Annotated in this window: 15 protein-coding genes; 6 read left to right on the top strand and 9 right to left on the bottom strand. The window is 58.5% G+C overall.

The window, feature by feature from the left end:
- Window positions 1–64: 64 nt before the first annotated feature.
- From ACR0JB_RS06825 to ACR0JB_RS06810, 4 genes are all read right to left on the bottom strand, one after another.
- Window positions 65–454, bottom strand: a complete 390-nt coding sequence (locus tag ACR0JB_RS06825; RefSeq protein ID WP_170396128.1) for a VOC family protein — start codon at window positions 452–454, stop codon at window positions 65–67.
- 6 nt (window positions 455–460) lie between these two features.
- Entirely contained in the window at window positions 461–1,285 is an 825-nt protein-coding gene (locus tag ACR0JB_RS06820) for an arginyltransferase (RefSeq protein ID WP_170396126.1), read from the bottom strand.
- Between the two features lie 75 nt (window positions 1,286–1,360).
- Window positions 1,361–1,792, bottom strand: coding sequence for an RDD family protein (locus tag ACR0JB_RS06815; RefSeq protein WP_170349003.1), 432 nt, complete (start codon window positions 1,790–1,792; stop codon window positions 1,361–1,363).
- 66 nt (window positions 1,793–1,858) lie between these two features.
- The gene (locus ACR0JB_RS06810) at window positions 1,859–2,281 is read right to left on the bottom strand and encodes a DUF2852 domain-containing protein (RefSeq protein ID WP_170349002.1); all 423 of its coding nucleotides are present in this window, start codon (window positions 2,279–2,281) and stop codon (window positions 1,859–1,861) included.
- Window positions 2,282–2,433: 152 nt separating this feature from the next.
- Here ACR0JB_RS06810 and ACR0JB_RS06805 point away from each other — a divergent pair, with 152 nt between their 5' ends.
- The 5 genes from ACR0JB_RS06805 to ACR0JB_RS06785 are packed head-to-tail and all read left to right on the top strand — an operon-like array spanning window position 2,434 to window position 7,648.
- Complete coding sequence (locus tag ACR0JB_RS06805; protein WP_170358901.1) at window positions 2,434–2,823, top strand: nuclear transport factor 2 family protein; 390 nt, start codon at window positions 2,434–2,436, stop codon at window positions 2,821–2,823.
- Complete coding sequence (locus tag ACR0JB_RS06800) at window positions 2,820–5,609, top strand: [protein-PII] uridylyltransferase family protein (protein ID WP_170396124.1); 2,790 nt, start codon at window positions 2,820–2,822, stop codon at window positions 5,607–5,609. The genes ACR0JB_RS06805 and ACR0JB_RS06800 overlap by 4 nt, the downstream gene beginning before the upstream one ends.
- A complete protein-coding gene (locus ACR0JB_RS06795; protein ID WP_170396122.1) occupies window positions 5,596–5,868 on the top strand; it encodes a hypothetical protein in 273 nt (90 codons plus the stop codon). Before ACR0JB_RS06800 ends, ACR0JB_RS06795 begins: the two co-directional genes overlap by 14 nt.
- Before the next feature lie 38 nt (window positions 5,869–5,906).
- The gene (locus tag ACR0JB_RS06790) at window positions 5,907–7,109 is read left to right on the top strand and encodes an RSP_2647 family RNA methyltransferase (protein ID WP_170396120.1); all 1,203 of its coding nucleotides are present in this window, start codon (window positions 5,907–5,909) and stop codon (window positions 7,107–7,109) included.
- Complete coding sequence (locus tag ACR0JB_RS06785; protein WP_170396118.1) at window positions 7,106–7,648, top strand: RSP_2648 family PIN domain-containing protein; 543 nt, start codon at window positions 7,106–7,108, stop codon at window positions 7,646–7,648. The genes ACR0JB_RS06790 and ACR0JB_RS06785 overlap by 4 nt, the downstream gene beginning before the upstream one ends.
- Before the next feature lie 61 nt (window positions 7,649–7,709).
- Here the strand turns inward: ACR0JB_RS06785 and ACR0JB_RS06780 are convergent, their stop codons facing one another.
- On the bottom strand, window positions 7,710–8,399 hold the full coding sequence (locus ACR0JB_RS06780) for a M48 family metallopeptidase (RefSeq protein ID WP_170358891.1): 690 nt from the start codon (window positions 8,397–8,399) through the stop codon (window positions 7,710–7,712).
- A 255-nt stretch (window positions 8,400–8,654) separates the two neighbouring features.
- On the opposite strand from ACR0JB_RS06780, the gene ACR0JB_RS06775 reads away from it, so the two are divergent.
- A complete protein-coding gene (locus ACR0JB_RS06775) occupies window positions 8,655–9,008 on the top strand; it encodes a hypothetical protein (protein ID WP_170396116.1) in 354 nt (117 codons plus the stop codon).
- A gap of 61 nt (window positions 9,009–9,069) precedes the next feature.
- On the opposite strand, the gene ACR0JB_RS06770 is transcribed toward ACR0JB_RS06775, so the two are convergent.
- Genes ACR0JB_RS06770 through ACR0JB_RS06755 form a run of 4 tightly spaced genes read right to left on the bottom strand, consistent with a single transcriptional unit; the run spans window position 9,070 to window position 12,242 of the window.
- A complete protein-coding gene (locus tag ACR0JB_RS06770) occupies window positions 9,070–10,254 on the bottom strand; it encodes a vWA domain-containing protein (protein WP_170396114.1) in 1,185 nt (394 codons plus the stop codon).
- A 3-nt stretch (window positions 10,255–10,257) separates the two neighbouring features.
- Entirely contained in the window at window positions 10,258–10,428 is a 171-nt protein-coding gene (locus tag ACR0JB_RS06765; protein WP_170348993.1) for a hypothetical protein, read from the bottom strand.
- Window positions 10,429–10,431: 3 nt separating this feature from the next.
- Entirely contained in the window at window positions 10,432–11,796 is a 1,365-nt protein-coding gene (locus ACR0JB_RS06760; protein WP_170396113.1) for a DUF2927 domain-containing protein, read from the bottom strand.
- The gene (locus ACR0JB_RS06755; protein WP_254437392.1) at window positions 11,793–12,242 is read right to left on the bottom strand and encodes a GNAT family N-acetyltransferase; all 450 of its coding nucleotides are present in this window, start codon (window positions 12,240–12,242) and stop codon (window positions 11,793–11,795) included. Before ACR0JB_RS06755 ends, ACR0JB_RS06760 begins: the two co-directional genes overlap by 4 nt.
- Window positions 12,243–12,312 lie beyond the last annotated feature (70 nt).

Raw genomic sequence — 12,312 nt, 5'->3', positions numbered from 1 at the left:
GCCAGCCCCATCTTGGCCTGCGGCCAATTCAACCCCGAGATATTTTTGGCCAGATGAAGGTGGATCAGGTGAACTGAATCAGGTCCCAACGATTTCCGAATGGATCGCGCCAGACGGCGACCCAACCGTAGGGTTCTTGTCTGGGGCCTTCTTCGAAATGGACGCCTTTTGACAACATTTCGGCGTGATCGCGTTTGAAATCATCCGTTTGCAGAAAGAAGCCAACGCGGCCTCCGGTCTGATTGCCCACGGCGGCGATCTGGTTTGGACCGTCTGCCTGCGCCAGCAATAGTGACCCGCAATCTGATCCTGGAGGAGACACCAGCACCCAGCGTTTGCCACCACCCAGGTCAACGTCTTGCGTCAGGGTGAAGCTGAGTTTTTGGGTGTAGAACGCAATAGCTGCATCGTAATCCGGCACCACCAGGGTGACGGCGTATAGTGTTTGGCGCATGGAAGTTTAGCCCTTGGTCGGGTGGCGGTCGGGCAGTTGAATACTGGCGACCTGCTCGGCAATCGGCGCGGTGGATAGCGGGTGATGCTTGCCGTCCGCCAGTTCAGACGGATTGTTGATACGCTTCCAGTTGCCTTGGATATAGGCTTCGAGCCCTGAAAACCGCGCCTTGTACCCCATCTTGGGGCTGCCTGGTACCCAGTAGCCCAGATAGACGTAGGGCAGGCCAGCCTCTCGCGCGATGTCGATGTGATCGAGGATCATGTACGTTCCCAGAGAGCTTTGCGGCTGTTTAGGGTCATAGAAGGAATAAACCATGCTAAGCCCGTCATCCAAAACGTCAGTCAGGCTGACGGCAATCAGTTCTCCGTTTTCGGGGTCGGCATATTCCACCACGCGGCTGCGGATCGGAGTTTCTTCGATCATTGCGGCGAATTCGAACACATCCATATCGGCCATACCGCCATCGGCGTGGCGTGTGTCCAGATAGCGGCGGAACAGTTCGTATTGCTCATCAGTTGCCCAAGGCGAGTTTGCACGGCGCTGTAGGTAGGCATTGCGTTTGGCCGTGCGCTTTTGGCTTTTGCTGGGGCGAAAAGCCGACACGTCGATGCGGGCCGACAGACAGGCTGCGCAATCAGTGCAGGATGGGCGGTAAAGCACGTTTTGAGAACGGCGAAACCCCTGTTGCGACAAGGAATTGTTCAGCTGATCGGCACCTTCGCCCTGTAGGGCGGTGAACAGCTTACGCTCCATCCTGCCCTCAAGGTAAGGGCAGGGTTGCGGGGCCGTCACATAAAATTGCGGCGCGATGGGCAGCGTGTGTCGCATGAAGGTTCCGTGTTTCCTGACACAGGATGATAACAACGGTTCCCTGAGCCGCCAAGTGATTCAATTGGCAGATTTTTAAGCCCGCTGGTTGATCATGACCGTGCCAAGGAACGAATCCGTCAGGCCCTGACAACGTGCGCTGGTCAGCATCATGATGACCGAGATGATCTGAACCACGAAAAACGCCATGCTGATGAAATACCCGGCGGTATGGGCCACGGCTTTGCCCATATCCAGACGGGACCCGAATGCGTCCCGCAATTCAATGCCCATGAAACGCATGCCCAGTGTCGCCGATCCGTTGGCGATGGTAACAACGCGGTACACAAAGCTGATGACGCCATAGATCAAGGGCAGAAACAGCAGCCCCGCGCCAAATGTCAGGAAAACCGGCACGATGCACAGCAGCGAAATGAAGGCGATATCAAACAGCCACGCGACAAAGCGTTTGGTTGCTACCGACTGGTAGAACTCGGGCTGGGTATCAGGGTCGGGCAGGTGGGTCATGTTGTAATATCCGGATATTGTTCGGAAATTACCCTGTCCCGGATGGCGGGACAGGGCAAGCTTTGATCAGGCGCGCTCGCCGTTTTCGGGCTCGTCGTGGTTTTCGCGGGCGCGTTCGTCCATGAACTGGTCGAATTCAGCCTTGTCCTTGGCGTCACGCAGGCGGCGCAGGAAGGCTTCGAAGTCCTGCTGTTCACGTTCAAGCCGCGCCAGAGTGTCCGCCTTATAGGCATCAAACGCGCTGTTGCCCGAGGGTTTCATTGCACTCATGTGACTGTGCCAGGATTTGCGGCGGCTGCAGGATTTGCTGAACATGCGTTTGCTCCAGATCATGTAGGCCAACAGGGCCAGGCCAACGGGCCAGAAGAAGATGAAACCAAGGACCATGACGGCGATCCAGGCGCCTTTGCCTTTGTCGTCAAGCCAAGTTTCGATGCGGTGCAGCCATCCCGGATTTTCTGGGACGGCGGGGTCGGACAGTGCGGTCATTTGGGGTCTCCGGGGTTGATGTAAATCGTTTTCACATTGATAAGATGGGAAGCAGATGGCTGGATGCAAGAGGTCGATGTGAAAAAGATTTACATTATGCGTCGGGGCCGAGTTTGGTTGACGTCACCCAGAGAACAAAGCAGTTTGCAAAAATGTCTGTCGAAGAACGAAAAACCGCCCCGTCACTTGCCGAAATTCTGGAACTGGAAAAGCAAGTCTGGACTGCACTAGTTGAAGGCAACGCCTCGGCCGACCGGGCGTTGCTGAGCGCGGATTTTCTGGGGGTCTATCCCACCGGGTTCGCCAACCGCGATGATCATGTCGGGCAATTCGCTGATGCGCCAACGATGTCGCGGTACGAGTTGAGCGAGACAAAACTGCGGGTTCTGAACGCTGATATTGTCCTGTTGTCCTATCGTGCCGATTACCAACGCCCGGACAGTGATGCTTGGGAGGCGATGCTGATCTCTTCCCTGTGGGAGCGCCGCCATGACGTCTGGGTCAACAGTTTCAGTCAGGACACTCCATTGGAGGCGCAATGACCGGTCCGCTGACCATCCACCGTGTTCCGCGGGCGTTTGATGCATCGCTGGGTGATGAAGCGCTGAATGCGGTATCTGGTATCACGCCTGAACAAGGGGAGCTGATTGCAGGGACGGCGGGTTCGAGTCCATACCTAAAGGGATTGATCGAACACGAACGCGATTGGTTGCCGTCGGCCTTGCAAGAGCCCGATCAGGCTTTTGCGGATGTGATGGATGCAGCGCGTGCCTTACCACCGGATCAGTTGAAATCCGGTTTGCGGCAAGCCAAGCGGCGCATGGCTTTGCTGACCGCGCTGGCCGATCTGGCGGGCGCGTGGCCGTTAGAGAAAGTGACCGCTGCGCTTACGGATTTCGGCGCGCTGGCTGCGGATGTTGCCGCCAAGGCCGAGATCGCGGCACTGATCCGGCGCGGCAAGCTGCCGGGGATGACCGAAGACGATGTGGAAACCGCTGCCGGGATGATCATTCTGGCCATGGGCAAGATGGGCGCGCACGAGCTGAACTATAGCTCGGATATCGACCTGATCGTTCTGTTTGATGAGACCCGCTTTGACCCCGATGATTTCTTCGATGCGCGTCAGGGGATGGTGCGGGCCACGCGCAATTTTTGCGCCACGCTCAGCGACAAGACCGCTGATGGGTATGTGTTCCGCACTGACCTGCGATTGCGTCCCGATCCGGCGGTGACCCCGGTCTGTTTGGCGACCGAGGCGGCCGAGCGGTATTATGAAAGCCTTGGCCGCACCTGGGAAAGGGCAGCTTATATCAAGGCGCGCCCATGTGCCGGTGACATTGCCGCCGGGCAACGCTTTCTTGATGCATTGCGCCCCTTTGTCTGGCGCAGGCATCTGGATTTCGCCGCCATTCAGGACGCCCATGACATGCGCCTGCGCATTCGCGAGAACAAAGGCACCGGCGGCACGCTGACCATTCCCGGCCACGATATGAAGCTGGGGCAGGGTGGCATTCGTGAGATCGAATTCTTCACCCAGACCCGCCAGTTGATCGCGGGAGGTCGCGACCCTGACCTACGCGTGCGCGGCACGGTGCCCGGTCTGGCTGCATTGGCCGGAAAAGACTGGATACCGCAGGACGTGGCCGAAAAGCTGACCGACCACTACCGCTCCCACCGCGAGGTCGAACATCGCATTCAGATGGTTCACGATGCTCAGACCCATAAGGTGCCCCAATCACCGGATGGGATCGAACGCGTTGCCTGCCTGATGGGGATGGACAGCGCCGAGTTGACCGCAGATCTGACCCGTCGTCTGACCGAAGTGCATGAGCTGACCGAGGGGTTCTTTGCCCCAGGATCTTCGACGCCCGCACCTGCCAGTGAGGCCGATTTTGACCAAAATGTCCTGGCCCGCTGGACGACCTATCCAGCGCTACGCTCGCAACGCGGCGCGCGGATCTTTGAACGTCTCAAGCCCGAGCTGCTCTCGCGCCTGTCGAAAACTGCAAAACCGGACGAGGCACTGCGGGCGCTGGACGGTTTTCTTGCAGGGTTGCCAGCAGGTGTGCAGCTGTTTTCCCTGTTCGAGGCTAATCCCCACCTGATCGACCTGCTGGTCGATATCGTGGGCACCTCGCACGCATTGGCGGCGCATCTGTCCCATAACGCCGCCGTGTTTGACGCGGTGATTGGGGGCAGTTTCTTCAGCGACTGGCCAGGGCAAACGGTACTTCAGTCTGATCTTGAGCAGGCGCTGCAGCAGGAATCGGACTATGAAACGCAGCTGGATTTCGCACGTCGCTGGTGCAAGGAATGGCATTTCCGTATCGGTGTACATCACCTGCGCGGTCTGATTGACGGTGTGCAGGCCGGACAACAATATGCCGAACTGGCCAGCGCTGTTATAGCCGCGATCCTACCTTGCGTGACTGAACAATTCGCCAAAAAGCACGGACCTGCGCCGGGGCGCGGGGCGACTGTACTGGGTATGGGATCGCTGGGGGCAGGGCGGATCAACTCGCAATCCGATCTGGACATGATCGTGATCTATGACCCGCTGGATCAGGACATGTCGGACGGTCCGCGCCCTCTGGCCACGCGTACCTATTACGCCCGGTTCACACAGGCGCTGATCACGGCGCTCTCTGCTCCGATGTCGCAGGGGCGGCTTTATGAGGTCGACATGCGCCTGCGCCCGTCTGGCAATCAGGGGCCGGTGGCGACCAGCTGGGCAAGCTTCACCAATTACCAGCGCAACGAAGCCTGGGTTTGGGAGCATTTGGCCCTGACCCGTGCCCACGTGGTCGCAGGCGACGCGGGTTTGACGCAGGATATCGAGAGCTTCCGCGCTGATTTTCTGGCGCAACCGGAAGACCGCCAGAAGGTCCTGCGCGAAGTGTCCGAAATGCGCGCCCGTTTGGCCGCCGCCAAATCCCCGGCGGGGATATGGGATGCCAAGAACGGCGCCGGGCGGATGATGGATATCGAACTGATGGCCGAAACGGGGGCATTACTGTCTGGTGTGACACAGCGCAACGTGCAGTCCGGGTTGGACGGCACTGTCGCTGCCGGTTTGCTGGACGTCGCGCAAGTGCAAACGCTCAAGGATTGCTACGATTTATGCTGGTCCGTGCAATGCGCTGCCCGGCTGCTGTCGGGTAAAGTGATCGAAGCGGACAAGATCGGCGAGGGCGGCGCGGCTTTCCTGTGTCGGGCCACCGGGTTCGAACAGGTCGAACACCTGCAGGGCGCGCTGCAGGACAGTTACACCGCCGCCGCCGGTATTATCGGTCGCGTGCTTGAGGAGGGGCAAGATGCCGCGCAATGACGATCCAAACGATCACAAGGGCCTGATCCGCGAGGCGTACCGCATCGACGGCATCACGCTGCCCGAATGCCGCAGCATTTTTCTGGACTGGGCGCTGAGCCTGCCTGCGGATCGCGATCAGACACAGGCCCTTACTGCGTTACACGCCATCTATGCCACGCAAGAGGCCGATCATCCGATGACACAAGTGCTGGCCGAAGGGCTACAATCGGCTCAGACACCCAAGAGGCGCGGCGGCTGGCGGTCCCGGTCTCGCTAGGGCTTTTCCCCCGGCGCGTTCACCACTATGAGGGCGTCATGACCCAAGCCACCGACCGCCCCCGTATCCGCCTGAAACCCAAAGCCAACGCGCGCGGCCTGCGCCATGGCTTCCCGTGGGTCTATGCCAACGACATTGTCACCGACCGGCGTACACGCAAGATACCGGTTGGCGCATTGGCCGTGCTGGAGGATGACAAACGCGCGCCCATTGCGTTGGTCGCCGTGAACCCCGAGTCGAAAATCATGTGCCGCGTACTGGATCGCGACCTTGACGCCGATCTGAATGCTGAATGGTTCGAATCCCGCCTGCGCCACGCTTTGGACATGCGCGAACGCCTGTTTGACGCCCCCTATTACCGCCTGATCCACGCCGAAGCGGATGGCTTTCCTGGCGTGATCATCGACCGCTTTGGTGCTGCCTGCGTGATCCAACCCAATGCCGCCTGGGCCGAGGCGCATCTGGAAACGCTGACCGACGCGTTGGTTGCTGTGACGGGTGTTACAACTGTGCTGAAAAATGCCTCGGGCCGCACTCGGGGACTGGAAGGGCTGGATGATGAAAACCAGACCTTGCGTGGAACTGCGCCTGACGCTCCGCTGCCGGTGCCAATGAATGGCGCGACCTATATGGCTGATCTTACCGGAGGCCAGAAAACCGGCCTGTTTTACGACCAACGCCCCAACCATGCATTTGCTGCACGGCTGGTGCAGCCGGGTGCGCAAGTGCTGGACGTGTTCAGCCATGTGGGCGGTTTTGGTCTGGCGATGCTGGCTGGCGGCGCGGCGCAGGCCCTGTCTGTCGATGGTTCGGCTGCGGCGCTGGAATTGGCGACGAACGGTGCCGAGGCTTCGGGATGCGCGGATCGATTTGAAACCCGTCAGGGCGATGCGTTCGAGGTGCTGACCAAATTGGGCGAAGAAGGTGCGCAATTTGAAGTTGTCATCTGTGATCCACCCGCTTTTGCGCCGTCGAAACAAGCCCTGGACGCGGGCCTGCGCGCTTATGAGCGTATCGCACGGCTGGCCGCACCGTTGGTGAAACCGGGCGGCTATCTGGGGCTTTGTTCTTGTTCACACGCAGCCGATTTGAGTCGGTTCCGCGACGCGTCCTCGCGGGGGATTGGCCGGGCAGGGCGGCAGGCACAACTGATCCACACGGGGTTTGCCGGCCCCGACCACCCGCAATTGCCGCAACTGGCTGAAAGCGGGTATCTCAAAGCCGTGTTTTACCGGCTGTGAAGGCGGTTCTGGATACCTGTGTCATCTACCCCACGGTGATGCGAGAGATGCTGTTGGGCGCCGCCAGATTGGGTCACTTCACGCCGATCTGGTCTCCTCGTATCCTCGAGGAATGGGCCCGCGCCGCCCGCAAACTGGGTCCGGAAGGCGAGGCGCAGGCCCGTGCCGAAATCGCCCTGACGCAGGCGCAGTGGCTCAAGGCCGAACGCGTGGCCAATCCGGGGCTTGAACAACGCCTCTGGCTGCCCGATAGCGCCGATATTCACGTTCTCGCCACCGCCGTTGAGGCCTCGGCCGATGTTATCGTCACCGTGAACGCCAAGGATTTCCCAAGAAATATCCTGTCGGAAGAAGGGCTTGAACGCCGCGATCCTGACGGCCTGCTATATGGGTTCTTGCTGGACGACCCCGGCGGCATGGCGGAACTCGCCGACCGTGTTTTAGCCGAAGCCAACCGGCTGTCCGGTGATCAATGGACCTTGCGCGCGCTGATGAAAAAGGCCCGTCTGCCAAGGTTGGGCAAGGCGCTCAGCCATTAGACCGTATCCAACTTCATCTGGTTAGTAATATCCCGGTGGGGCTGGCCCCACTCTTTCGAACCTAACCGCCCGCGCCCCAACGCTGCTCAAGTGCTTCCAGCGCTGCAATCCGCTCATCCGTTTTGGGATGACTCATCAGCCAGGCCGGAGTAACACCCGCGCGCTGTTGTGTCAGGTCTTCCAACTTGTGAAACAGCGACTTTTGCGGCCCAATCCCGATCCCTGCCTTGGTCAGCAGAGCGGCGGCATATTCATCCGCCTCATATTCATCGCTGCGCGACAGGCGCGAGGCCAGCAGGTGGGTCAGCATATTGGCAATCCACGCGCCGATGAAGGGAATGAACCGGTTCAACAGCATCATCAAAGCCGCCCGCAATGCGTTCTGGCCGGAAAAATCGATCATCCGCCGCCGCGCATGCCCCAGCGCAACATGTCCCAGCTCATGTGCAATAACGCTGGCCATTTCCTCGGCCGAAACCTCTCCGTTACGGAACTTGCGATAAAAGCCGCGCGTAATGAATATCCGCCCGTCAGCAGCCGCCAGACCGTTCACCGGGTCGATCTCGTAGATGTAAACCGGGACCCGGTCGATCTCGAGCGCGGCGGCCAGCCTGTCAGTCATGCGTTTCAGCACCGGATCAGCCAGTTCGGTCGATTTCGCATCCAGCTCTCGGTGCGTTCGCCAGACGGAAATCCGGTACATCACAAAGGCATAAGCAATCGCCAATAGGATCGGGGTCAATCGAAGCATGCACTAGATATGGCTCTGAGTGGGGGAATAGGCAACCAGCCTTAAACATTTGTGCAGTAAACAGAGCGGACGTCCAATTTTTGTCGAAATTCCCGGATAGCGAGAAAACGGTGTAAGAAATTCACTAGGATTCAATTGATTATGAAGAAGTTTTGTTTTCGCGCGTACAGAGCTTGCCTAAGATCAATGGGATTATACGGGCTTCTATTGTGTTTCATGGCTGCTTGGACACTGACTTTCGGTTGGTCTCAGGGAATGAGTATTGGACCGATGGCTTTGGCCACGCTGATTACACTCGGTTTCAGTGTAGCAATGACCAATTCAAAACTAACGCCGAATTGGCTGGCTGATCCGGATGACATTGTAAAAGCACTAATCGTCTTTGTGGGTTCAGGTCCACTTATGCTTGTTTTTGGCGTGGCGGCCATCGCTGTCATTGGACCATTGGGGTTTGAAACACAGTTGGGTAAATCGCTGTCCATTCTGGTCGCGTTTCCCGCTTTGGTGTTGGGAACTGTGATGGGTTGGGCGGCCCTGTTCTACGGGATTTTGCCCAATAAAGACCAATCCGTCCCGCCAACGCGGCCAAGTTTTCCTCTGCCGGAGTAACCCACCGAAAACGCAATCCTGCGCGACCTGCGTCAATCGCGCACGAGCAGTTGATCCTGACTTAACGCGTCAATTCCTTCATTCCCTGCTCCAGTCCGGCCAGGGTCATCGGCACCATGCGATCCTCAAAAATTTCCTGAATCATGCCGATCGAGTGGGTGTATTCCCAGTATTTCTCGGGCACCGGGTTGATCCACAGGTTTGACGGCCATTGCTCGCGGGCGCGTTGCAGCCAGACCTGCCCGGCCTCTTGGTTCCAGTGCTCGTTGGCGCCGCCTGGATAGGCGATCTCGTAGGGGCTCAACGAGGCATCGCCGACAAAGATGCATTTGTAGTCCGAGCCATAGGTGCGCAGCACCTCATGCGTGGGGGTCTTCTGATCCCAACGGCGGCGGTTGTCGCGCCAGACGCCTTCGTACAGGCAATTGTGAAAGTAGTAGTACTCCAGATGCTTGAACTCGGTCCGGGCGGCCGAGAACAGTTCTTCGACCACTTTGATATGCGGGTCCATTGAGCCGCCGACGTCCAAAAACAGCAGCACTTTGACAGCGTTGTGGCGTTCGGGGCGGGTTTTCACATCCAGATAACCATGTTCGGCTGTGGCTCGGATGGTGCCGTCCAGATCCAGCTCTTCCGCCGCTCCTTCACGCGCCCAGCGACGCAGGCGTTTCAAGGCGACCTTGATATTACGCGTGCCCAGTTCAACTGTGTCGTCCAGGTTTTTGAATTCACGCTTGTCCCAGACCTTGACCGCACGCTGATGGCGGCTCTCGTCCTGACCGATGCGTACGCCTTCGGGATTATATCCATAGGCTCCGAACGGAGAGGTGCCAGCGGTGCCGATCCATTTGTTGCCACCCTGATGGCGGCCTTTCTGATCCTTGAGGCGCTCGCGCAGCGTCTCCATCAGTTTGTCGAATCCGCCCATGGCTTCGATTTCGGCTTTTTCTTCTTCCGAGAGGTGTTTTTCGGCCATCTTTGCCAGCCAATCGGCGGGAATGTCGACTGCTTCAAGAACCTGTTCAAAGCTGATCTCGTCCAGCCCTTCAAAACTGGCGGCAAAGGCGCGGTCGAACTTGTCGATGTTGCGTTCATCTTTAACCATCGACACGCGGGCGAGGTAATAAAACGCCTCGACATCATATGTGGCCAGACCCTTTTTCATACCCTCAAGAAAGGTCAGGTATTCGCGCAAGGATACGGGAATGCCCGCTTTTCTGAGATTTTCGAAAAAGGGCAGGAACATGGGTCAGACCACAAAACGTATGAGTATAAGGGACAGAACAAGACCGACCAATGCAAAGGCAATGCCATACCCGGCTGCATATTGCGCCATGTCGGCGCCGGTGCCGTTGCGCTTGCGCGCTGTCATCGCCCCAAGGATTGCCCCCAATATCGCCATTCCCAGAATTACGACCATGCGTTATCCGCCTCTGTTGTTGGGGGATCCTTCCGCAACTTCCTGATTAAGCGACCGGACCACCGTTTCCGAGCCGAACCCGTAACGTGCCCATCCCAGACTGTCCAGCCTGACAGAGCGTGCCTCAGCCGTCCGGCCCGCCTGATTGAGGGCTTCGGATTTCAGAAGCAACAATGTCGCCAGTTGCGAGGCATTTTCGGCCCGCATCATCACGTCGATGGCCTTATCCAATTCGGGCAGGGCTTCGGGGCCTTTGCCTAGTGCTAGTGCGAAAGCGGCAGTCTGTGTAGTGATATAGGCCTGATGGATTTCGGTGCCGGGGGTTGCGCGCAAGTATTGCAAAGCGGTCTGATAATTGCGCAGCGCGTCCTGCGGTTTGTCGAACTGACCCATCCGCCCCATCAGGTAATAGGGATAGGCGCGGCGATGATCGGTCCAGCCCTGTTCCTGACCGATCCGCGCGGCCTTTTGCGCGGCCCGCAGGCGCCGTTGCGTATTCAGTTGCGGGCGCAGGGATTTTTGAACCGCATTGATCCATTCACGCGGCGTTTCAGATAGCGGCTGCATTGGTATGTTCTCGCCACGCGGGTTCAGGCGTCTCAGAATACCGGGTAGGGCGGCCTTAACCTGTTCGCTTGTCATTCCGCTGCGCAGGTCGGGCGCGTAGGCCGTGCGCAGGATCAGCATGTCGAACCCGGTCAGGACAGTATGGATATTGTCATCGTTGAACACTGAATCCGGCAGATGATACAGATCGTTCAGCGGCCCCAGTGACTGCGCAATCTCTTCATGCAGGCAATCGCGTTTTTCCTGCGGGCTGACGTCGTATGGAATAAAGATGCCCAGACGTTCGCGGCTGCGCAGGCGGCTCCAGCTGCTTATCTGTTTGCGCCGGTTACGGCGGTACTCTTCGAAACTCGAAGAGTTCGGCACCACGAAACAGGCCGCCTGTGGCAGAATTTCGTGGATCTCTGCCTGACTGACGGCTTCGATTGTGATGTTGGCCGTGCCGTCCGAAATCTGTTGAATGTCGATCCCGGCCTCGCGGCGCAGGCGGGTCAGCAATTGAGTCAGGTCGCGCTGCATCGAGGGCGTAGGTGAGCCGGTCAGACGCACGGTGATCGGCGTTTCAAACCGCGTGAATACCGGCAGTTTCGCGCCCCCTTCCAACGCGAAATGTAACGATACGAAATCCGCCGCGATATTGGCGTTCGACCGGCCCGGTGGCATCGGGAACGCGCGGGTGAATGTCTTGGCCGGGGGCAACGTCTCTTCAATCGCCTGCACGCGAGTTGGTACTTCGGTCGTCTCAACCGCTGCGCAGCCTGCCAGCGCCACACCTGCAACAAGGGCCAGCCATCGCATCATGGGCGCTGATACCGGATAAAGGGCGTCTGTTTGCCGATGCGGTCATAAAGTTTGCGGGCGGTGTGGTTGAAATCCTGCGTCAGCCAATAGACTGACGGCGCGCCCTGTCGGTCGGCCTCATCATACACCGCCTGAATCAGGGCGCGGCCGACTCCGGAACCACGCGCCTGGGGGCGGGCGAACAGGTCTTGCAAGTAGCACACGGATTCAACCTTCCACGCGTGGCGGTGGAAAAGGTAATGCGTGAGACCAACAAGCCGCCCGTTTTGTTCCGCAACAAAACATGAGAAATCGTGCGGATCGTCGTCCAGCAATCGTGCAAAGGTGCTGTCATAGATCTCATCTGCGACCGTTGTTTCATAAAACGCCAGATAGTCGCGCCACATGTCGGACCATTCAGCGCGGTCTTCAGGCCGCAAAGCGCGGATGGTCAAAGTGTCAGTCAATCACAGGGTCCCATATGATCCGGTTATAGGTAGCCCGGATAAACCGGACCGCCACCTGCAATGCTGACAG

The sequence above is a fragment of the Ruegeria sp. BI7 genome, assembly GCF_056537925.1.
Note: the sequence above shows the minus strand (reverse complement) of the source record. Positions and strands in the feature narration are given on the sequence as shown.

Bases quoted from the DNA above. Each gene is read 5' to 3' on its own strand.
- ACR0JB_RS06825 (WP_170396128.1), bottom strand. From the start codon at position 454: ATGCGCCAAACACTATACGCCGTCACCCTGGTGGTGCCGGATTACGAT.
- ACR0JB_RS06820 (WP_170396126.1), bottom strand. From the start codon at position 1,285: ATGCGACACACGCTGCCCATCGCGCCGCAATTTTATGTGACGGCCCCG.
- ACR0JB_RS06815 (WP_170349003.1), bottom strand. From the start codon at position 1,792: ATGACCCACCTGCCCGACCCTGATACCCAGCCCGAGTTCTACCAGTCG.
- ACR0JB_RS06810 (WP_170349002.1), bottom strand. From the start codon at position 2,281: ATGACCGCACTGTCCGACCCCGCCGTCCCAGAAAATCCGGGATGGCTG.
- ACR0JB_RS06805 (WP_170358901.1), top strand. From the start codon at position 2,434: ATGTCTGTCGAAGAACGAAAAACCGCCCCGTCACTTGCCGAAATTCTG.
- ACR0JB_RS06800 (WP_170396124.1), top strand. From the start codon at position 2,820: ATGACCGGTCCGCTGACCATCCACCGTGTTCCGCGGGCGTTTGATGCA.
- ACR0JB_RS06795 (WP_170396122.1), top strand. From the start codon at position 5,596: ATGCCGCGCAATGACGATCCAAACGATCACAAGGGCCTGATCCGCGAG.
- ACR0JB_RS06790 (WP_170396120.1), top strand. From the start codon at position 5,907: ATGACCCAAGCCACCGACCGCCCCCGTATCCGCCTGAAACCCAAAGCC.
- ACR0JB_RS06780 (WP_170358891.1), bottom strand. From the start codon at position 8,399: ATGCTTCGATTGACCCCGATCCTATTGGCGATTGCTTATGCCTTTGTG.
- ACR0JB_RS06775 (WP_170396116.1), top strand. From the start codon at position 8,655: ATGAGTATTGGACCGATGGCTTTGGCCACGCTGATTACACTCGGTTTC.
- ACR0JB_RS06770 (WP_170396114.1), bottom strand. From the start codon at position 10,254: ATGTTCCTGCCCTTTTTCGAAAATCTCAGAAAAGCGGGCATTCCCGTA.
- ACR0JB_RS06765 (WP_170348993.1), bottom strand. From the start codon at position 10,428: ATGGTCGTAATTCTGGGAATGGCGATATTGGGGGCAATCCTTGGGGCG.
- ACR0JB_RS06760 (WP_170396113.1), bottom strand. From the start codon at position 11,796: ATGATGCGATGGCTGGCCCTTGTTGCAGGTGTGGCGCTGGCAGGCTGC.